Consider the following 19573-nt stretch of genomic DNA (forward strand, 5'->3'; position numbering starts at 1 on the left):
CCATCCGCGTCACTCGACGCGCACCCACGTGCACAGGCGCCGCAGCGATGCGGCGCCTTTTTCCTTCAGACCATGCCGCCGTTGATGCCGATCACCTGGCCATTGATATAGCCGGCGGCGTCGGAGCAAAGGAAGGCGACCAGTGCCGCGACCTCCTCCGGCTTCCCCGCGCGCTGCGCCGGCACCATCTCGCGGATGCGCTCGGGCGGAAAGTTCTCGCCGATCATGCGGCCCTCGATCACGCCGGGCGCGACCACGTTGGCGGTGATCCCGCGCGAGGCCATCTCGCGCGCCAGCGATTTGACCGCGCCGTGCAGCCCGGCCTTGGCCGCTGCGTAGTTTGCCTGGCCGCGGTTGCCCAGCTGGCCGGCCACCGAGCCCACGGCCACGACACGGCCATAGCGGGCGCGCGCCATCGGCAGTAGCAACGGTTGCACGACGTTGAAGAAGCCATGGAGTGAAATGTCGATCACCCGCCGCCACTGCTCGACGCGCATGCCGGCCATCGGTGCGTCGTCGTGCACACCGGCGTTGCTGACCACGGCATGGATCGCACCGTCGGCGAGCAGGCGCTCCAGCGCGGCCTGTGTCGCGCCGGCGTCAGTGACATCGAAGGCAACCGCCTGGGCCTGTCCGCCGGCCTCGCGGATCGCCGCAACGACGGCTTCCGCACGCTCCGGCGCGCGGTTGGCGTGCACGATCACCTGGTAGCCCGCGGCGGCCAGCGCGTGGCAGATCGCGCCACCAAGATCGCCGCTGCCGCCGCAGACCAGCGCACGACGGGGCGAGGGGTTCGTGCTCATGGCAAGGCTCCCTGGGGATGGATCACTGCGGCTCGGCCACTGGCCAGCAGCCGGTCGCCGTGCTCGACGCGGAAGGCGTACTGCGCACCCGCATCGTCGGCGTAGAGGCATTGCGCGTGGACGTCCAGGCGTCCAGCGGTCGGAACGTATTCGACCAGCAGCGCGACGTCGCGCAGGCTCACCAGCATCCCCGGCCGCGCGGTCTCGACGCCGCGTGCGCGTGCCCGCAGGGCACCATGCACGGCCATCGCCTGCGCACCGTATTCGGCCAGGTGCACCGCATGCAGTCCTTGCGGACTTCGCAGCGGATGGTCGGGCCGCAGGTGGCTGTCGCTGGTGGCGTGGAGGGTATCCGCATCCCAGGCCAGCACCGCATCGAGCAGGCACATGCCGCCGGCATGCGGGATCAGATGGGACCAGTCACTCTTCGGCAGCATGGTCGGCCTGTGCGTGCGGTGCCATCAGGATGGAAAGGCAGAAGTGGAACGCCACGCCCAGGCTCACGGTAAGCCCGATCGCGCGCAGCACGGGAATGGTCGCCCAGGCCAGCATGCCGAACACCAGCAACGCCGACAGCACGCAAACCAGCGTGGCGTGCAGCGTGCGCCGCTGCTCCGCCGCATCGCCGGTATCGCGCTCGAAGAACAGCGCGTAGTGCAGGCCCAGTCCGCCGGCCAGAATCAGCGCGACCAGGTGGAACAGCGAGATCTCCACGCCCGCCACCCGCTCGACTGCCAGCACGAGGAACGTGGCCAGGGTCATCGGCGCCAGCACGTGCCAGGCGCGGCGCAGGCTGCGCAGGGCCAGGCTGATGGTCAGCACCAGCAGCAAGGTGGCGGCCAGCAACGCCTGCAGGATGCGCGTGCGGTAGGCGATCACCAGCGATTCCGCGGCGGCCTTGAGGTCCAGCACGCGCACCGCGCCGCCACTGTCGCGGGACAGCGCCGCGAGGGCCGCTGCATCATGCACGCCGCTGACCGTGCCCAACCCCAGCCAGCGGCCGTCGCGCTCGACCAGCATCGCAGCCAGGCGCTGCCCCAGCGGGCTGGCCGCGAACGCCTGCGGCGTCAGCGGCGGCAGCCCGCGCGCGGTTTCCACGTCGGCCACGAACGGTGCGAACAGGTCGCGGCGGAATGGCAGTCCGTCGGTGGCCTTGGCAAGCGCACCGTCCAGCGTCGCGCGATCGGGCAGCTTCTGCTGGCGTGCGCGCTGCGTCGCGGCACTGGGCAGGTAGCGCGAGGGCAGTTCGATCGCATCGACCGCATGCCGGGCGACCAGCGCATCCACCTTCGGCTCCAGCCGCTCCGACAGGGCGAGCACCGCCTCGGGCGTGGCCGCTTCCAGGATGAACAGATAGCGCACGTCCGGCGCGCCCAGCGCCGCACGCAGGCGTGCATCGCGCTGCAGCAGCTCGGTCGGCAGCGGGGTCAATGCCGCCAGGTCGTTCTGCCAGAACGGACCGCGCGCCAGCGCCAGCATCGCCACGATCACCAGAGCCACGGCCCAGGGAACCCAGCGCGGCCGCGGCAACGAGTCGACCGCGCTGCGCAACCGCTTGAGCCACGGCAGCGCGGCGACGTCGCGTACCCGCGCCGGCAGCAGGTAGGGCAGCAGGTAGCGCGTGCTGAAACCGGCAGCCAGCAGGCCCACGATGGTGAATACGGCCAGCTGCTTGAGGCCGTTCACGCCCGAGGCGTAAAAGGCCAGATAGGCAATGCAGGCCGAGGCGATCGCGGTGAGCAGCAGCGGCCACAGGTCGCGCACGCTGGCGACCGCATCCTCGCCGGCGCGGCGGTGACTCAGCATGCGGATCGGATACTCCTGCGCCACGCCGAGCAGGGTGAAACCGAACGCCAGGGTGATGCCGTGCACCTGCGGGTAGACCACCGTCAGCGCGGCGATGCCGGCCAGCGCACCGCTGGCCACCGGCAACGCGGCCAGCAGCAGCGACCCGATGCTGCGGTACGCCAGCAGCAGCAGGGCAATGAAACCGACTGTCGAGACGCGGCCGATCCAGTCGGCCTGCGTGCGTGTCTGCGTGCTGGCGACCACGCTGAAATAGCCCGGACCGGAGACGATGAGCTTGGCATCGCGACCGTGCGGCAGCGTGTGCAGCGCCTGTTCGATGCCGGCGATGGCTGCCTGTTGCGCGTCCGGATCGAAACCGGGCGCACGCGTCTGCACCAGCAGCAGCGCTTCGCCCTGGGGGGAGAACCACACGCCGTCGCGGATCTGCGGCGAACGCGGCGGTGCCCAGCGCTGCGCGAGCTTGAGGACCTCCAGCGTCGGGTCGCGCGGGAGCAGGCCCTTGAGCAGGCTGGCCGCCGGTGAGGAGAGCTCGTCCAGGCGCTGTTCGAGCTGGTCGCGCAGGAACGGCGCGTCGAGCGCGTGCGTGTCCAGCGTGGGCGAGAGCAGGTAGCGGTAGGGCAGCAGCCGGGGATCGAGCGCGGTGAGGTCGAAGCTTCCGTTGAGCACCTGTGCGTAGCGCGGGTCGGCCTTGAGCTTCGTCGCGAGTGCGTGGCTCAGGCTCGCCAGCGTGGCTTCGTCCTGGCCGTGGAGCGCCAGCAGCAGCAGGCGCGAGCCAGGACCCTCGCCCACCTGCTCCATCAGCAGCCGCTGGTCGGGCGTGGTCGGCGCGGGCATGAAGCTGCGCAGGTCGGAACTGACCTGCAGGTGCTTGACCACCCACAGGCCCAGCAATGCGAGCGCCAGCAGCCATGCGGCCAACAGCGCGGCGCGCGCACGCATCGGCATGCCCGGCCGAGCGCTGTTCATTCGCCGTGGCAGAGCGTGGCGAGCGTATCGCGGGTGGGCTCGGCCGGCATCTTCGCCGCCAGGCCGCCAAGCAGGTCGACGGCCACGTCGCCGTCGGCTTCCTGCATCCACATGCAGCGCGCCTGCCCGCCCTGGCCGTCGATGCGGATACTCGCCACGGTGCGTGCCACGTCGAGGTCGCGCGGGGTCAGGGTGAGTGTCCAGGCGCCCGCTGCATCACCGCGGCGGGCGATCGCGAAGGCCTTGCGCAAGCGGCTGGCATCGCCACCGAGCAGCGCCACGAAGCTGTCCACCAGCACTTTCAGCTGCGGCGCGCGGTCCAGCGAGAAGCTGCGCTCGCCCTTGCCCTCGCGCTGCTGGGTGACCTGGCCGCCGGCGATGCGCGCGGTTTCCACGCGCGGCTTGAGTACGTGGCGCTCCAGGGTGTCGCCGCCCAGCCAGGCCAGTTCGCCGGAAACCACCAGCGGTCGATCGAGCACCTGCATGAAGCGCGCTTCGGCGAAGGCCGTGCGCGCGGGGGCGGGGCGGCCGAGCGCGGCGATCAATGCATCGGTGGCATCAGGTGCCGAGGCGCTGGCCGAGCAGCTCAGGGCCAGGGTGCACAGGAGCGCGCTGATCTTGCTGCCAGAAATCATAGAAGTTGAACCAGTTGTAAGGGGCCACGTGGACGTAATGCTCCAGCCGCTGGGCATAACGGGCGATGAGCGCGTCCAGGGCCGGTCCGCGGGCATGGCGCGGGATGTCGACCTGGTCGGCCAGCGGCTCGAATATCAGGCGATAGCGGCGGCCGCCCATGTACAGCCCGAAGCACAGCACGACCGGCACCTTCAGCGAATGGGCCAGGAGCCACGGGCCGACCGGGAACGGGGCGTTCTGGCCGAGGAACGGCGCGGAGCGCAGTGCCTCATGGCTGCGTCCGCGGTCGGCCAGCAGCGCCACCAGCGCGCCGCCCTGGCACGCCTCGGCGATCGCCAGGGTGATCGAGGTGCCATCCTGCGAAGCGTCGATCACGCAGGCGCCCACTTCCGGCGCCAGCGCTTCGAGCAGTTCGGTCATCGCCGGGGTCTTCTGCTTGTCCAGCAGCACGCGCAGCGGCATCTCCGGGCGGCGCGCGCCGACCGCGCGCAAGGCCTCGAAGCTGCCCTGATGCGAGCCGAACAGCAGCACGCCGCGGCCCTGCGCCAGGCGTTCGTCGAGCATTTCCAGCCCGACCGTTTCGATCTCGAAATTCTTCTCGCCGTGGGCCAGCAGGAAGATCCGGTCCATGATCGTGGCGGCGAAGCAGTGGATGTGGCGCATCACCTGCCAGGCGGAGGCACGGCGGCCGAACACACGGCTCAGGTAGGCGCGCGAGGCGGCACGCTCGGGGCTGCGGCGCAGGAAGAAGTAGAGCGTAATCGGATACAGGAACAGCCGGCCGAACCGCCGCCCGCCGTACAGCGCGATGTTGCGTATCAGCCACAGCGCGAAACGCCCGCCGCCTTCGGGCCGGCTTTGCCAGTGATGGGTCATGCCGGTGCCGCCCCCTCGACCAGGCCGCGTGCCAGCAGGATGCCGTCGCGGCGCAGCTCGAAGCGTACCCGCGCACCATCTGGCGTCAATCGCAATTCGGCGCTCTCCTCCGGTTTCAGCGGCGCGACGAACTTCGCGTCGCGCACGCAGGCCAGCCGCTCGCCGCGCCAGGCCCGCAAGGCCTCGGCAACCTGTTCGAGCAGCAGCACGCCGGCGACCAGCGGGCGCCCCGGGAAGTGGCCCGGCAGGCTCGGGTGATCGTCCGCGAAACGCAGCGTGGTCTGGTAGCCGTCGTTCATGGTGCGCGGTTCCTGCCGCGGATCAGTTGGGGCCAGCGTACCGCCAGCCGGTGCATCAGGGCATACAGGCCCAAGTGCGGCAGGTGCCGCAGGTGCCAGCGGCGAAACAGGTATTCCAGGACGAACACCGCCGCCAGCAGCAGGTAGGCGCCCAGGTGCACGTAGGCCTGCACCCAGTCTTGCGGCACCGGCCACGGTGAGGCTACGCCCAGTCGCGCCAGCAGGCCGCCCGGAACCTGGCAGGACAACAACGCGCCCAGTACCAGCGCCTGGACGGCGAGCAGCACGGCCCAGAACGCGGTGAGCTGGCGCGCGTAGCGGGCGATGCCCGGCATCGACAGCCGCGGTGCCCCCTCGATCGCCTCGATGAACTGCGCCACCAGCGGTTGCCGGCCGACGTGCAGGGTGCGCCCGAAAACCCAGGCCAGCAGCAGGTTCAGCAGTAGCGGCACCGCGTCGAGCGCAAGAGCAGCCAGCCCGCGGGCGGCGAGCCAGGCCATGGCGCCGGACAGGCCCATCCAGAGCAGCCAGGCGCCCGGACGCCTGGCGCGCAGGGCCGGCCACAGCAGCAGGCCCAGCAGGAGGGCCAGCGCGGCGAGTGACAGCCATTGCCGATGCCACACCGCGCCGGCGAGCGCCAGCAACGGATAGGCGAGCAACAGCGGCAGCGGGCGCCCACCGGGGCGCCGGGGATCGGACATGACGTGCGCGTGCATCAGGGCTGGAAAGGGCGATGGTCCGCGCAACGGATTGACGAACGCGTCACGAGGGCGCGCACGCGCCGGCTCAGGCGGCGCGATGCTGCTCGATGTGCGCGGCAAGCGTAGCCAGGCTGGTAAAGATGCGCCGGTTGTCCGGGTTGTCCGAACGCAACTGGAAGCCGTAGCGCTTGGACACCGCCAAGGCGATTTCCAGCGCGTCGATCGAATCCAGTCCCAGCTCGCCGCCGAACAGCGGTGCGTCCGGCTCGATCTGTTCGGGCGCGACCGATTCCAGGTTCAGGCTCTGGACGATCAAGGTGGCCAGCTCGTGCTGGGCCGCGGTCTGTTCTGCCATGCGCGATTCCGTACCCCATGTGTTGCCTCCCCCCGGCGGCAGCAGGCGCGGAGTGTAACATAGCGGCCCTGTTGCTCCTGGTTCGCGGTGCATGATGCAGGGTTGTGAAAACGTGCTGGCCCGGACGCTGCCGCGCCGCGCGCCGCGGGTCGCCTACCGCAATGGCGAGGTGGCGGCGGCATTGGCCGAGCACGGTACATTGGCGGTATTGGGTTTCGGCAGCGGCGTGTCGGCGAGCGAGGACCCGCGCTGGTTGCGCGTCGCGCTGGAGAGTTTCGACGCGCCTGCGCCGCTGGAACTGTGGCAGGTCGATGCCGAGGTCAGCCACGGGCGCGACGGCGCCGTGCGCTGGGCGGCCGGCGGTGGCTGGCTGTTTGCCGCGGTGGAGCTGGACGAGGCGGCCCACGGCGGCCCCGGCGGCGCGGCCACCCATGCGTACCAGGCGCTGCGCCAGCTGGTCGAGGGACGAGCCGAGCGGCACGTGCTGCGCATCTGGAATTACCTGGAGGCGATCAACCGCGGCGAGGGTGACGCCGAGCGCTACAAGCTGTTCTGCGAAGGCCGCGCCACCGGCATGGGTGCGTTCTTCGCCGAGGGCTTCCCGGCCGCTACGGCGATTGGCCACCACGGGCCCGCCGGCCGCCTGCAGGTTTACCTGCTGGCCTGCGACCAGCCTGGCGAGCGGATCGAGAACCCGCGCCAGGTCAGCGCCTGGTGCTACCCGCGCCAATACGGCCGCACGCCGCCGAGCTTCGCCCGCGCCATGCTGCTGCCGGCGCAGGACGCACTGGCCATCTCCGGTACCGCCGCAGTGGTCGGCCATGCCTCGGCGCACGAAGACGACCTGCACGCGCAACTGGAAGAGACCTTCACCAATCTGGAGGCGTTGCTGGCGCGCGGCCGGCTCGCCCCCGGCTTCGACACGCAGTCGCCGCTGAAGGCCTACGTGCGCCATCCGGCCGATGCCGCGCAGGTGCGCGAGTTCATCACCCGCCGCCTGCCCGGTGTGCCGGTGCTGTTGCTGCACGGCGACATCTGCCGTAGCGAGCTGCTGGTGGAGATCGACGGCTGGCGTTACGCCTGAGCATCATCCAGGATGGACTCGAGCCCGCCCTCGCCGCGCCTGGGAGGGGGCTGAAGGGATGGAAGCTGAAGCCCGCCGCGCGCGCACCCCGGAAGTGCGGCCACGCGCCGATGCGTTCCTACGCGGGCCTGGGTTTTCTGGTCGGCCGCTTGTAGCCGGGAATGGTCTGCTGCCGGCCACGCGCGAGGGTGAGCTCGCCATCGGGCGCATGCTTGGTGATCACCGAGCCGGCGCCGATGGTGGCGTTGGCGCCGATCGTCACCGGCGCCACCAGCGCACTGTTGGAGCCGATGAAGGCGCCGTCGCCGATCTGCGTCAGGTGCTTGTTGACGCCGTCGTAGTTGCAGGTGATGGTGCCGGCGCCCACGTTCACGCCGGCGCCGATGCGCGCATCACCGAGGTAGGTGAGGTGATTGGCCTTGCTACCTTCGCCCAGCCGCACCTGCTTGGTCTCGACGAAATTGCCCACGTGCACGCCAGGGGCAAGCTCGGTGCCGGTGCGCAAGCGCGCGAACGGGCCGATCGTGCAGGCGCCGTGGGTGACCACGCCCTCCAGGTCGCAGTGCGCGAGGACCACGGTGCCGGCTGCCAGCTCGACGTCCTTCATCCGCACGAAGGGGCCCACGCGTACGTCGTCGCCGAGCGTGACGCGACCTTCCAGGATCACGTCGATGTCCAGCTCCACGTCCATGCCCGCCTGCACCTGGCCGCGTACCTCCAGCCGCGCCGGATCGGCCAGGCGCACGCCCGCCAGCAGCAACTCGTGTGCCGCACGGCGACGATGATGATCCTCCAGCTCGGTGAGCTGCAGCGGGTTGTTGGCGCCGGCTGCCTCGATCGGGTCGGCGCATTCGATGCAGACGGCCGGCCGGCCTTCGGCCGCGGCCATGGCAAAGACGTCGGTGAGGTAGTACTCGCCCTGGGCGTTGTTGCGGTCGAGCCGCGCGATCCAGCCACGCAGCGTGGCGGCATCGCCAGCCAGGATGCCGGTGTTGACCAGAGGGATGGCGCGCTGCGCGGCGTCGGCGTCCTTTTCCTCCACCACGCCGGTGACGCGACCGCCGGCGTCGCGCAACACGCGACCGTAGCCGGTCGGATCGGCGAAGGCCGTGGCCAGCAGGGCGAGACCCTCGGCGCTGGCCAGCGGCGCGAGCGTTTCGGCACGAAGCAACGGTACGTCGCCGTAGAGCACCAGTACGCGCGCGCCATCGGGAACGTGTGCCAGCGCCTGCGCCAGGGCATGGCCGGTGCCCAATCGCTCGGCCTGTTCGACCCAGTCGATGTCCGGATCGGCGCCGAAGGCTGTGCGCACCTGCTCGCCGGCATGGCCGTAGACCACGTGGATGGTGGCGGGCGACAGTGCACGGGCGGTCGCCAGGACGTGCGCCAGCAGCGGCCGCCCGGCCAACGGCATGAGTACCTTCGGCTTGCGCGATTTCATTCGCTTGCCCTCGCCGGCGGCGAGGATCACGACGTGCAGGGGCGAGGCAGGCATCGGGCACCGGGCGACAACAGGGAATGGCCGGGAGGATAACAGTGCCCAGGTGAAGCGGACTGGTCAGTGCTTCTTCTCGGGCGCGGGTTTGAGATCCTCCAGCTTGGGCGTGTACGCCTGCACGAAGGCGTTGTGCAACACGTTGACGACCGCCTGCCAGGTCCCGATGTCCTTGTTGTCGATGCGCCCGCTGATCGGCACCTTGGTGGCGAACTGGTCCTTCTCGTGGTTCTTGAACAGCCAGGTGACACCGTTGGCGAGGGCCTCCCAGGCGACCTGCAGCGGGTTCTTGCCTTCTTCTTCGACGTCCTGCTTCCAGCTGAAGATCTGCACATCATGCAGCAGCGGCTTGGCATAGCCGTTGAGCTCGCCGTTGTGGGCCTCCAGCTGCATCACGAACGTGCCTTGCCCTGCGGCGAAGTCGAGCTTGGCATAGGCGCGCGCCAGGTCATTGAGCCGCTTGAGCTGGATGTCGCGGATGCGCAGCACGAAGGTGAAGTCGAGCAGCTTCGCGTCCAGCGGGTCGAAGCTGGCCTTGGCCATCAGCGGCGCATCGCCGAGCACCTTGGCCGTGGCGTCGAAGTCCGCCACGCGGCGGCCCTCGCTGCGGTCGGCGTTGCTCAGGTTGACCGCGGTGGCTTCCACGTCGGTCATCTTCATGTCGACCTTCGGGTGCGAAACGAAGTTGTGGAAGGTCACCTGGCTGTTGTGCACGGTCACCTCATCCAGGCGGATCGGCAGCAACCCTTCCAGTTGCTGTCGCCAGTCCACGCCCTTGCCGGACTGTCCGGTGGCCTTGTCCCCGCCGTCGACGAAGTTGAGGCTGGCGCGGTCGAACTCCACGCGTCCGCGGACGGTGCCGTGGGTGAGCGCGCGCCAGCTGATCGCAATGTCGGTCGTGGCGGCGGAAAAGAACGGCACCGGCACCTTGCCCTCGACCTTGTCGATGCGCAGGTCGGCGAGGCTGTAGGCCCCTCGCCACAGATGGATGTCCACGTCGGCGACGTGCCCATGGTACGCGCCCATGTGGTCCATCTTGCGGTTGAGATAGTCCTTGACCACATAGGGCAGGGCCACGCGCGCCGCTACGAGCAGCGCGACGATGACCAGCACGACGACCAGCGTGCGTCGGGCGACGTGTTTCATGCGCGGTCCTGACAGCCCAGTCCGCCGCGAGTCTAGGCGCGCCCGTGTGGGCGCGGCGTTCAGAAGAACGGCTCAGCGCGTTGCCGGCTGCGGCCCGGAGGAAATCGAGGTATGGCCGTGCTCGCAGCGGAAGGTGAAGACATAGTCGAGGCTGAAGGGTTTGGCCTCGGTGTCCACCGGATGACTGTTGCCGTCGGCATCGGCCGCCCAGCGGGAAAGGGTCAGCGGCGTGTAGCGCCAACTCCGCACGGCGCGACGCACGGCGTCGGCGAACGGCAGTTGCGCCGCTGGCGGGTTCATCCGCACGTCGCCGACGTTGCCCTGCGTGCCGACGATCACCCGCGCGGGCACTTCGACCAGCGAAGGGCAGCTGGATAGCATTGCGTCAGGATAGGCAGGTGGCTCGTGCGCCTCGAGCGTCGCGCCGGTGGCCACCTGGCCCATGGCCAGCTGGTAGTGCGCCATGCCGGTGTCGTCCGCGACGCGGTAGCTGGCCGAACCGACCCCGGGCCCGTTCGCCGGTTTGCGTGAGGTGTGGGCGCATCCGGCCAGCATCGTGGCGGTAGCCAGCAGCGTGATCGCACGTGTCATGGTCGCTCCTTCCTGGATGACGCAGGACAGCCTAACCGGGAGGGGGGAGGGCGACAAATTCGCGGCCTAGCTTCTCGTTCGTTCGGCTGAGGGCCCGGGCGCGAGGCCATGATCCGCGTGACGCTTGGCAAGCGTGATTCGATGAAAGGAAGCAAGGGCCTGGCAAAAAAAACGCCGGCGCGAGGGCCGGCGTTTTCATCGGGCTTGGCGGCCGGTCAGTGCTTGAGGTTCCTGCGCAGGCGCTCGAGCGCTTGCAGCTGGGTCAGCGCGGCGACGAGCTTGGCCTGCGCCTCGGCCACGTCGATGGCGTCGGAGCGGTTGGCCAGGGCGTCCTCGGCTTCCTTCTTGGCGGCCAGCGCGGCGGCCTCGTCGATCTCCTCGGAACGCACGGCCGTGTCGGCCAGCACGGTGACCGCGTGCGGCTGCACCTCCAGGATGCCGCCGCCGGTGATCGAGATGTCGACCTTCTCGCCGCCGGCCTCGGTCACGACGACCTTGCCCGGCTTGAGGCGGGTGATCAGCGGGGCGTGGCGGGGCGTGATGCCCAGCTCGCCCTGGTCGCCGGTGGCGACGACCATCGTGGCCTCGCCCGAGTAGATCGCGGCTTCGGCGCTGACGACTTCGACGCGGATGGTGGTTGCCATGTGGATGTCTCGTTCTGCTCAGGGGAAGGCGGGCCGTGCGGCCCGCCGTCGGATCAGGCCGCCTTCTTGGCGGACATCTCCTCGCCCTTCTTGATCGCCTCGTCGATGCCGCCGACCATGTAGAACGCCTGCTCCGGCAGGTGGTCGACGTCGCCGTCGACGATCATCTTGAAGCCGCGGATGGTCTCGGCCAGCGAGACGTACTTGCCCGGCGCGCCGGTGAACACTTCGGCCACGTGGAACGGCTGGCTGAAGAAGCGCTCGCACTTGCGCGCGCGCGACACGACCTGCTTGTCTTCCTCGGACAGCTCGTCCATGCCCAGGATCGCGATGATGTCCTTGAGCTCCTTGTAGCGCTGCAGCGTGCCCTGTACGCGGCGGGCGACGTCGTAGTGCTCGGCGCCGATCACGTTCGGATCGAGCTGGCGGCTGGTCGAGTCCAGCGGATCGACCGCCGGATAGATGCCGAGCGCGGCGATGTTGCGCGACAACACGACAGTGGCGTCGAGATGGGCAAACGTAGTCGCCGGCGACGGGTCGGTCAGGTCGTCCGCGGGTACGTACACCGCCTGGATCGAGGTGATCGAACCGGTCTTGGTCGAGGTGATGCGCTCCTGCAGCACGCCCATTTCCTCGGCCAGGGTCGGCTGGTAGCCCACCGCCGACGGCATGCGGCCGAGCAGCGCGGACACCTCGGTACCGGCCAGCGTGTAGCGGTAGATGTTGTCGACGAACAGCAGCACGTCCTTGCCCTTGCCGCTCTCGTCCTTCTGGTCGCGGAAGTACTCGGCCATGGTCAGGCCGGTCAGCGCCACACGCAGGCGGTTGCCCGGCGGCTCGTTCATCTGGCCGTAGACCATCGCCACCTTCGACTCGGGCAGGTTGTCGAGCTTCACGACGCCCGCGTCCTGCATCTCGTGGTAGAAGTCGTTGCCCTCGCGGGTGCGCTCGCCCACGCCGGCGAACACCGACAGGCCCGCGTGCTGGGTCGCGATGTTGTTGATCAGCTCGAGCATGTTCACCGTCTTGCCCACGCCGGCGCCGCCGAACAGGCCGACCTTGCCGCCCTTGGCGAACGGGCAGACCAGGTCGATCACCTTGATGCCGGTTTCCAGCAGTTCGTTGGCCGCGGCCTGCTCGTCGTAGGTCGGCGCTTCGCGGTGGATGACCCAGTGGTCCTCGGCGTTGATCGGACCGACTTCGTCGATCGGATTGCCGAGCACGTCCATGATGCGGCCGAGCGTGGCGGCACCGACCGGCACCTTGATGCCTTCGCCGGTGTTGCGCGCGACCAGGCCGCGGCGCAGGCCTTCGGTGGAGCCCAGCGCGATGGTGCGGACGACGCCGTCGCCCAATACCTGCTGGACTTCCAGCGTGATGTCCATGCCGTCGATCTTCAGTGCGTCGTACACCTGCGGCACCTGATCGCGCGCGAACTCGACGTCGATGACCGCGCCGATGATCTGAACAACTTTGCCCTGGCTCATGGATGTGCTCCGGATGGATTCTTTCAGTGTCTGATTGCAGCGCCGCTACGCGTCGCTAGATAGGCTGTGCTACCGCGGTTACACCGCGGCGGCACCTCCCACGATTTCGGAAATTTCCTGGGTGATCGCGGCCTGGCGCGCCTTGTTGTAGCTCAGGGTCAGCTCGGCGATGACCTTGTTGGCGTTGTCCGAGGCGCTCTTCATGGCGACCATGCGCGCGGCATGCTCGCTGGCGAGGTTCTCCAGCACGCCCTGGTACACCACCGACTCGACGTAGCGGCCGAGCACGTGCTCGAGCACCGCCGCGGCATCGGGCTCGTAGATGTAGTCCCAGTCGTGGGTCTGCTCCAGCGTGATGCCGGCGTAGGCGTTGTCACCCGAGGCCTGCTGCGCGGCCAGCTCGGCCGCGACCAGCGGCAGCGGCAGCAGCGCGTCGACCATCGGCTTCTGCGTCATGGTGTTGACGAAGTCGTTGTAGGCCAGGAACACGCGGTCCAGGCCATTGGCCGCATAGGCGTCCAGCACGACCTTGATCACGCCCACCAGCTGCTCCAGCTTCGGCCGCTCGCCCAAGTGGCTTACGCTGCCGACCAGGTTCACGCCCTTGATGCGGCGGAAGAACTGGATTGCCTTCTGGCCGATGGCGACGACGTCGACCTGCGCGCCCTTGTCCTGCCACTCGCGCACGGCCGGCAGGACGCGCCGGAACAGGTTGGAGTTCAGGCCGCCACACAGGCCGCGATCGGTGGAGATCACGATGAACGCCACGCGCGCCACGTTCTCGCGCTCGATCAGGAACGGATGCTTGAAGTCCGTGTGGGCCTGGGCCACGTGGGCGATCACCCGGCGCATCATCCGCGCATACGGACGCGAGGCCTTCATCAGGTCCTGCGCCTTGCGGATCTTCGAGGCCGAGACCATCTCGAGCGCGCGCGTCACCTTGCGCATGTTCTGCGTGCTCTTGATCTTGGTTTTGATTTCGCGTCCGCTTGCCATCTGTCTGCTCTTGGGTTCGACCTGCGTGGGGCGGGCTCAAAGCCGGCCGTCATCGTGCTCGGCGAGCCCGAAGGCCCGCCGGGGGTTCACCAGGAACCGGTCTTCTTGTACTCGTCCAGGCCGCTCTTGAAGACGCCCTCGATCTCGCCGTTCCAGTCGCCGGTGGCGACGATCTTCTTCATCAGTTCCTCGTGGTTCTGATGGAAGAAGGCATGCAGGCCACGCTCGAAGTCCAGCACCTTGGCGACCGGCAGGTCGTCCAGGTAGCCCTTCTCGGCGGCGTACACCGACAGCGCGAGCTCGGCAATCGAAAGCGGCGCGTACTGCTTCTGCTTCATCAGCTCGGTCACGCGCTGGCCGCGGTCGAGCTGGGCGCGGGTGGCCGGGTCGAGGTCGGAGGCGAACTGCGCGAACGCAGCCAGCTCGCGGAACTGCGCCAGCGACAGCTTCACGCCGCCGGACAGCTTCTTGACGATCTTGGTCTGCGCCGCACCACCCACGCGCGACACCGAAATACCGGCGTTCACGGCCGGACGGATGCCGGCGTTGAACAGGTCGGTCTCCAGGAAGATCTGGCCGTCGGTGATCGAGATCACGTTGGTCGGCACGAACGCCGAGACGTCGCCGGCCTGGGTCTCGATGATCGGCAGCGCGGTGAGCGAGCCGGTCTTGCCCTTGACCTCGCCGTGGGTCTCCTTCTCGACGTAGGCCTCGTTGACGCGCGCGGCGCGCTCGAGCAGGCGCGAGTGCAGGTAGAACACGTCGCCCGGGTAGGCTTCGCGGCCCGGCGGGCGCTTGAGCAGCAGCGAGATCTGGCGATAGGCCACGGCCTGCTTGGACAGGTCGTCGTAAATGATCAGGGCGTCCTGGCCGCGGTCGCGGAAGTACTCGCCCATGGCGCAGCCCGAATACGGCGCGATGTACTGCAGCGCGGCCGACTCGGAGGCCGAGGCGACCACGACGATGGTGTTGGCCAGCGCGCCGTGCTCCTCGAGCTTGCGCACCACGTTGGCGATCGACGAGCGCTTCTGGCCGATCGCGACGTAGATGCAGAAGATGCCCGAATCCTTCTGGTTGATGATCGCGTCGATCGCGACCGCGGTCTTGCCGGTCTGGCGGTCGCCGATGATCAGCTCGCGCTGGCCGCGGCCGATCGGGATCATCGAGTCGATCGCCTTGTAGCCGGTCTGCACCGGCTGGTCGACCGACTTGCGCCACACCACGCCCGGCGCGACCTTCTCGATCGGCGAGGTTTTCGCAGCGTTGATCGGGCCCTTGCCGTCGATCGGGTTGCCCAGCGCGTCGACGACGCGGCCGAGCAGCTCGGGGCCGACCGGCACCTCGAGGATGCGGCCGGTGGTCTTGGCGGTATCGCCTTCCTTCAGATGCTGGAACTCACCCAGCACCACGGCGCCGACCGAGTCGCGCTCGAGGTTCAGCGCGAGCGCGTAGGCATTGCCCGGCAGCTCGATCATTTCGCCCTGCATCACGTCGGCCAGGCCGTGGATGCGCACGATGCCGTCGGACACGCTGATGATGGTGCCTTCGTTGCGGGCCTCGGCACCGAGCTTGAACTGCTCGATGCGGCTCTTGATCAGTTCGCTGATCTCGGACGGATTCAGAGTGGTGCTGGACATGGTCGCTTTCCTGAATTTGGGAATGCTTTTTCAAGAGTCCGACCACGTTGGCCGGTTTTGCTCTTCGATGCTTTTTCCGGAACCAGCCACGGATGGCCCTTTCCATTTCGCGGCGCGGACGCCGCGCTCAGATCAACTTGCCAAGACGCTGGCGAGGCGTTGCAGGCGGCCGCGCGCGGAGCCGTCGATCACTTCGTTGCCGGTGTCGATCACCACGCCGCCGAGCAGTGCCGGGTCGACCTTGGCCTCGAGCTCGATCTCGCGCTTGAAGCGGCGCTTGAGCGACGCCTTCAGCTGCTCGGCCTGGGCGGCGTCCAGCGCCATTGCGCTGGTGACCTTGACCTTCAGCTGCGAACCCGCTTCGCGCTTGTGTTCCTCGTACAGCTCGGCCACTTCCGGCAGCAGCGCCAGGCGGCGCTGTTCGGCCAGCGTCTGCAGGAATTGCGCAAACGCGGTGTCCGCACCCATGCCCTGCGGCAGGTGCAATGCCACCAGCTGCGCCGGCTGCACGCGCGGGTCGCCGACCAGGACGGTCACACGCGGGTCCCTCGCTACCGAAGCGGCGAAGGCGAACGCCTGCGACCATTCGCCGAGCGTGCCGGCCTCGTGCGCCAACTCGAAAGCGGCGCGCGCGTACGGACGGGCGAGGGTGATTGCCTGGGCCATGGTCAGATTTCCGTGGCGAGCTGATCGAGCAACGCCTTGTGCGCGGCCGGATCGATCTCGCGCTGCACGATCTTGGTGGCGCCCTGCACGGCGAGCGCACCGACCTTCTCGCGCAGCTCCTCGCGGGCGCGCTGCGCCATCGAGGCGATGTCGTCCTGGGCGCTGGCCTTGAGGCGGTTGATTTCCGCGATGGCGTCGCCGCGTGCCTTGTCCAGGATCTGGTTGGCCTGCTGCTGGGCGCGGTCGATGATTTCCGCCGCCTGCTGGCGCGCCACCTTGATCTCGGCAGCCACCTTGCTGTCGGCATCGCGCAGCTCGGCGCGTGCGCGCTCGGCGGCGTCGAGGCCTTCGGCGATCTTGAGCTGGCGCTCTTCGATGGCCTTGTTGATGTGCGGCCAGATGAACTGGACGGAGAACCAGATCAGGATGGCGAAAGACAGCATTTCGCCGATCAAGGTCGCGTTGATATCCATCGCTGCGTTACCTGCAAATGCGGGGTGGTACGGACACGGGTGCTAGAGCGCCCTTGCCAGGATGAGGCGCGCCGCGACCGCGGCGCGCCTGGAGCGCAGACTTACTGACCGGCGCCGGCAGCAGTCAGGATCTTGCCGAGCAGCGGGTTGGCCACGGCGAAGTACATCGCCAGCGCCACGCCGATCAGGAACGCCGCGTCGATCAGACCGGCCAGCAGGAACATGCGGCCCTGCAGCAGCGGCACCAGCTCAGGCTGGCGAGCGGCGGCTTCGAGGAACTTCGAACCCATGACGCCGATACCGATACAGGCACCGAGGGCGCCCAGGCCGATGATCAGGCCAAGCGCGATGGCGGTGAAGCCCTGGATTTGAGCAAACTGGACGAGATGTTCCACGGTGGTCTCCTGAGAAAAGCGAACTTTTGTAGTTGGAAGGGTGAAGCGTCAGCCCGGTGCGCGATCAGTGATGATCGTGAGCCATCGAGATGTACACGACGGTCAGCACCATGAAGATGAAGGCCTGGATCGAGATGATCAGGATGTGGAACAGGCCCCACACGGTGTAGCCGATGATGCCCATGCCATACAGCGCCCAGCTGCCGGCGCTGAACAGCCCGGCGATCAGCATGAACACGAGCTCGCCGGCATACATGTTGCCGAACAGTCGCATGGCGAGGCTCACCGGCTTGGACAGCAGCTCGACCAGGTTCAGCAGGAAGTTCGGGATCCACAGAAACGGGCTGCTGCCGAACGGCGCAGTGAACAGTTCGTGCATGTACCCGCCAAAGCCCTTGGCCTTGAAGCTGTAGAAGATCACCAGCGCCAGCACGGTCAGCGACATGGCGAAGGTCAGGCTCAGGTCGGCCGTGGGCACGGCACGGAAATGCTCGACGCCGAATTTCTGGGTGATCCAGGGCAGCAGATCGACCGGCAGCAGGTCCATCGCGTTCATGAGGAACACCCAGACGAACACGGTCAGCGCCAACGGTCCGAGGATGCGGCGATCGCCGTGGAATACATCCTTGACCTGGCCATCGACGAACTCGAGCACGAGCTCGACGAAGGCTTGGCCCTTGCCAGGCACACCGGCCGTCGCCTTGCGCGCCTTCAGCCAGAACCACAGGCTGAACAGCACGCCCAGCACCAGCGATACGGTGATCGAATCGATGTGGACCGACCAGAAATCACCATCATGCGTCGATTGCAGGAAGTGCAGGTGATGCGAGATGTATTCGGTAAGACCGCCCTGCGGCTCGCTTGCCATGTGTCAACCCTTGAATCGAAACGCCAGCAGATGAACCGCGTAAGCAGCCGCCAGCCCCGTGATGGCGGCCAGCGGCGGCAGTTTCAGTTTGATCAGGATCACGCCCATCCCTCCGATGACCGCGATCCACTTGAGGATCATGCCCACCAGCAGCCGACCCAACGCCACGCCAGCCCCGTGCATCCCGGCGAAGGCCCGCGCGCCAAGCAGCGCGTTGCCCAGCGCCACCACGAGGGCGCCTGCAAGGGCCGCCAAAGCTTCGCGGCGCCCCTGCATCAGGAAGACGAGGCCGACCAGCGCGGCCACCACAACCTGCGACATCACGATGCGCAAGGCCAGGCGGCGACCGGAGGCAAGACTGTTGAGCACGTGTGTTCCCGCGCGGCTTCGCACCAGGCGTCACCCTTGCAGCTGCGGGCCACGATCCAATCCGCAAAAGTATATCAGCCGGGCTTTTGCACGGACAAGCCGCACGGGCTGCGACATCTTGTCGTGCGGGCGCTCGCGTTCACTTTCCGCTGCTCGCAACTTCTTGCAGATGCGCACACAAAAAAGGGCCGGACGGAGAGTCCGGCCCAGGAGCGCGTCCCGGCGGGGAGGGGATGGGGACGCGGGCAGAAAGCTTATTTGGCAGCCTTGCGACCGCTCGCGGCGACCGCGTCGTTGGCGGCCTGCTGCGGCTGTACCAAGGCACCGAGCGATTCGGCAGTCTGCTTGCCGACGGCGACCAGGCCCTGGGTCAAGACCACCGTCTGTTCGGCCTGCGAACGGCCGAGCGCTACGCTCTTGTCCCACAGGCCACGCAGTGCGTCGGCGTCACGCGCCTCGCCCGCGGCGAGCAGGAAATCAGTGGTCGAACGAGACTGCTGCTCCAGCGCGCCCAGCTGCAGGCCGGCGGCCTGCTCCAGACCCTTGAGCACCAGCGCCTGGGCCTTGAAAGCGTTGTCGGCGAACTGACGGGCGTAAGCGAACACCTGGAAATCGAAGTTGGTCATGGCTTGTCCCTCGCGGGAGGTCTTTGGAGTGGAACAAGCCTAACAGGTTGTTTTGTGCACTGCAACATGCGATCAATGCCTAGCCTTGCCTCACGAAGAGAAGCCGGTTTTGCAGTGCGTCAGAAGCTCGTCCGGCTGCAGCTTGCCGCCGAGGTACAGGTTTCGTGCACTACGACCCGGTCCAGGCCCGGCAAACGCGGTTCCAGCCGGCGAAAGATCCAGCGCGCCAGCATCTCGCTGGTCGGGTTGTCCAGCCCTTCGATATCGTTGAGATAGTGATGGTCCAGCTGCTCGAACAGCGGCGCGAAAGCCGTCTTGATGTCGGCAAAATCCATTACCCAGCCGAGCGCGGGATCGGGCTCACCCTCGACATGGACCTCGACACGAAACGAATGCCCGTGCAGTCGCGCGCACTTGTGCCCGGCCGGCACGTTCGGCAGCCGGTGAGCGGCCTCGATCTGGAACACTTTATGGATGTGCATGGGGCATTGTAACGACGCCCGTGGCCAGCCTGGGCAACGACAGCGAGGGGAAGCAGCGGAAGGCACGGCGCCCGCGGGCGCGTGGTGGCTATGGGTGGACTCGAACCACCGACCCCAGCATTATGAGTGCTGTGCTCTAACCGGCTGAGCTACATAGCCTTGGGGCGTC

23 protein-coding genes and 1 tRNA gene are annotated in these 19573 nt (G+C 68.0%); 1 reads left to right on the top strand and 23 read right to left on the bottom strand.

What is annotated here, in order from left to right; all coding sequences use genetic code 11:
• Nucleotides 1-65 precede the first annotated feature (65 nt).
• The 8 genes from fabG to BMZ38_RS05260 form a co-directional block, all read right to left on the bottom strand.
• Nucleotides 66-803, bottom strand: a complete 738-nt coding sequence (gene fabG, locus BMZ38_RS05225; protein WP_091335010.1) for a 3-oxoacyl-ACP reductase FabG — start codon at nucleotides 801-803, stop codon at nucleotides 66-68.
• The gene (locus tag BMZ38_RS05230; RefSeq protein WP_091335012.1) at nucleotides 800-1240 is read right to left on the bottom strand and encodes a hotdog family protein; all 441 of its coding nucleotides are present in this window, start codon (nucleotides 1238-1240) and stop codon (nucleotides 800-802) included. The genes fabG and BMZ38_RS05230 overlap by 4 nt, the downstream gene beginning before the upstream one ends.
• Complete coding sequence (locus BMZ38_RS05235; RefSeq protein ID WP_425431859.1) at nucleotides 1224-3551, bottom strand: MMPL family transporter; 2328 nt, start codon at nucleotides 3549-3551, stop codon at nucleotides 1224-1226. The genes BMZ38_RS05230 and BMZ38_RS05235 overlap by 17 nt, the downstream gene beginning before the upstream one ends.
• Before the next feature lie 23 nt (nucleotides 3552-3574).
• A complete protein-coding gene (locus BMZ38_RS05240) occupies nucleotides 3575-4213 on the bottom strand; it encodes a LolA-related protein (RefSeq protein WP_091335017.1) in 639 nt (212 codons plus the stop codon).
• A complete protein-coding gene (locus tag BMZ38_RS05245; RefSeq protein WP_091335019.1) occupies nucleotides 4137-5090 on the bottom strand; it encodes a lysophospholipid acyltransferase family protein in 954 nt (317 codons plus the stop codon). Before BMZ38_RS05245 ends, BMZ38_RS05240 begins: the two co-directional genes overlap by 77 nt.
• Nucleotides 5087-5389 (bottom strand): ApeI family dehydratase, encoded by a 303-nt coding sequence (locus BMZ38_RS05250; protein ID WP_091335021.1) that lies wholly within the window; start codon nucleotides 5387-5389, stop codon nucleotides 5087-5089. The genes BMZ38_RS05245 and BMZ38_RS05250 overlap by 4 nt, the downstream gene beginning before the upstream one ends.
• Nucleotides 5386-6090, bottom strand: coding sequence for a COG4648 family protein (locus BMZ38_RS05255; protein WP_175483677.1), 705 nt, complete (start codon nucleotides 6088-6090; stop codon nucleotides 5386-5388). The genes BMZ38_RS05250 and BMZ38_RS05255 overlap by 4 nt, the downstream gene beginning before the upstream one ends.
• Nucleotides 6091-6175: 85 nt before the next feature.
• Nucleotides 6176-6445, bottom strand: a complete 270-nt coding sequence (locus BMZ38_RS05260; protein WP_091335028.1) for a phosphopantetheine-binding protein — start codon at nucleotides 6443-6445, stop codon at nucleotides 6176-6178.
• Between the two features lie 91 nt (nucleotides 6446-6536).
• On the opposite strand from BMZ38_RS05260, the gene BMZ38_RS05265 reads away from it, so the two are divergent.
• Complete coding sequence (locus BMZ38_RS05265; protein WP_091335030.1) at nucleotides 6537-7529, top strand: chorismate transformation FkbO/Hyg5 family protein; 993 nt, start codon at nucleotides 6537-6539, stop codon at nucleotides 7527-7529.
• A gap of 118 nt (nucleotides 7530-7647) precedes the next feature.
• Here the strand turns inward: BMZ38_RS05265 and glmU are convergent, their stop codons facing one another.
• The 15 genes from glmU to BMZ38_RS05340 all read right to left on the bottom strand — a co-directional run bounded on the left by glmU (nucleotide 7648) and on the right by BMZ38_RS05340 (nucleotide 19563).
• Nucleotides 7648-9024 carry a bifunctional UDP-N-acetylglucosamine diphosphorylase/glucosamine-1-phosphate N-acetyltransferase GlmU gene (gene glmU, locus BMZ38_RS05270; RefSeq protein WP_091335032.1) on the bottom strand — a complete coding sequence of 459 codons (1377 nt, stop codon included), beginning with the start codon at nucleotides 9022-9024 and terminating at the stop codon, nucleotides 7648-7650.
• Nucleotides 9025-9087: 63 nt separating this feature from the next.
• On the bottom strand, nucleotides 9088-10170 hold the full coding sequence (locus BMZ38_RS05275; protein ID WP_091335035.1) for a DUF748 domain-containing protein: 1083 nt from the start codon (nucleotides 10168-10170) through the stop codon (nucleotides 9088-9090).
• A gap of 72 nt (nucleotides 10171-10242) precedes the next feature.
• Nucleotides 10243-10761, bottom strand: coding sequence for an energy transducer TonB (locus tag BMZ38_RS05280; protein WP_091335038.1), 519 nt, complete (start codon nucleotides 10759-10761; stop codon nucleotides 10243-10245).
• Nucleotides 10762-10976: 215 nt separating this feature from the next.
• Nucleotides 10977-11405, bottom strand: coding sequence for a F0F1 ATP synthase subunit epsilon (locus BMZ38_RS05285; RefSeq protein ID WP_091335041.1), 429 nt, complete (start codon nucleotides 11403-11405; stop codon nucleotides 10977-10979).
• Nucleotides 11406-11458: 53 nt separating this feature from the next.
• Nucleotides 11459-12892 carry a F0F1 ATP synthase subunit beta gene (gene atpD / locus BMZ38_RS05290; protein ID WP_091335045.1) on the bottom strand — a complete coding sequence of 478 codons (1434 nt, stop codon included), beginning with the start codon at nucleotides 12890-12892 and terminating at the stop codon, nucleotides 11459-11461.
• A 78-nt stretch (nucleotides 12893-12970) separates the two neighbouring features.
• The gene (gene atpG, locus BMZ38_RS05295; RefSeq protein ID WP_091335048.1) at nucleotides 12971-13888 is read right to left on the bottom strand and encodes a F0F1 ATP synthase subunit gamma; all 918 of its coding nucleotides are present in this window, start codon (nucleotides 13886-13888) and stop codon (nucleotides 12971-12973) included.
• Nucleotides 13889-13974: 86 nt separating this feature from the next.
• On the bottom strand, nucleotides 13975-15525 hold the full coding sequence (gene atpA, locus BMZ38_RS05300; RefSeq protein WP_091335051.1) for a F0F1 ATP synthase subunit alpha: 1551 nt from the start codon (nucleotides 15523-15525) through the stop codon (nucleotides 13975-13977).
• Nucleotides 15526-15657: 132 nt separating this feature from the next.
• Complete coding sequence (locus tag BMZ38_RS05305; RefSeq protein ID WP_091335053.1) at nucleotides 15658-16191, bottom strand: F0F1 ATP synthase subunit delta; 534 nt, start codon at nucleotides 16189-16191, stop codon at nucleotides 15658-15660.
• Nucleotides 16192-16193: 2 nt separating this feature from the next.
• Nucleotides 16194-16664 (bottom strand): F0F1 ATP synthase subunit B, encoded by a 471-nt coding sequence (locus BMZ38_RS05310; RefSeq protein ID WP_091335055.1) that lies wholly within the window; start codon nucleotides 16662-16664, stop codon nucleotides 16194-16196.
• A 101-nt stretch (nucleotides 16665-16765) separates the two neighbouring features.
• On the bottom strand, nucleotides 16766-17059 hold the full coding sequence (gene atpE, locus BMZ38_RS05315; protein WP_056390773.1) for a F0F1 ATP synthase subunit C: 294 nt from the start codon (nucleotides 17057-17059) through the stop codon (nucleotides 16766-16768).
• Nucleotides 17060-17123: 64 nt separating this feature from the next.
• Nucleotides 17124-17927, bottom strand: coding sequence for a F0F1 ATP synthase subunit A (gene atpB / locus BMZ38_RS05320; protein ID WP_091335058.1), 804 nt, complete (start codon nucleotides 17925-17927; stop codon nucleotides 17124-17126).
• Nucleotides 17928-17930: 3 nt separating this feature from the next.
• A complete protein-coding gene (locus BMZ38_RS05325; RefSeq protein WP_091335060.1) occupies nucleotides 17931-18296 on the bottom strand; it encodes an ATP synthase subunit I in 366 nt (121 codons plus the stop codon).
• Nucleotides 18297-18550: 254 nt separating this feature from the next.
• Nucleotides 18551-18922 (bottom strand): phasin family protein, encoded by a 372-nt coding sequence (locus tag BMZ38_RS05330; protein WP_091335063.1) that lies wholly within the window; start codon nucleotides 18920-18922, stop codon nucleotides 18551-18553.
• Between the two features lie 119 nt (nucleotides 18923-19041).
• Nucleotides 19042-19404 carry a 6-carboxytetrahydropterin synthase QueD gene (gene queD, locus BMZ38_RS05335; RefSeq protein WP_091335066.1) on the bottom strand — a complete coding sequence of 121 codons (363 nt, stop codon included), beginning with the start codon at nucleotides 19402-19404 and terminating at the stop codon, nucleotides 19042-19044.
• Nucleotides 19405-19486: 82 nt separating this feature from the next.
• A tRNA-Met gene (locus BMZ38_RS05340) sits at nucleotides 19487-19563 on the bottom strand.
• Between the last annotated feature and the right edge of the window lie 10 nt (nucleotides 19564-19573).

Source organism: Frateuria terrea (assembly GCF_900115705.1).
GTDB classification, from domain to species: Bacteria; Pseudomonadota; Gammaproteobacteria; order Xanthomonadales; family Rhodanobacteraceae; genus Frateuria_A; species Frateuria_A terrea.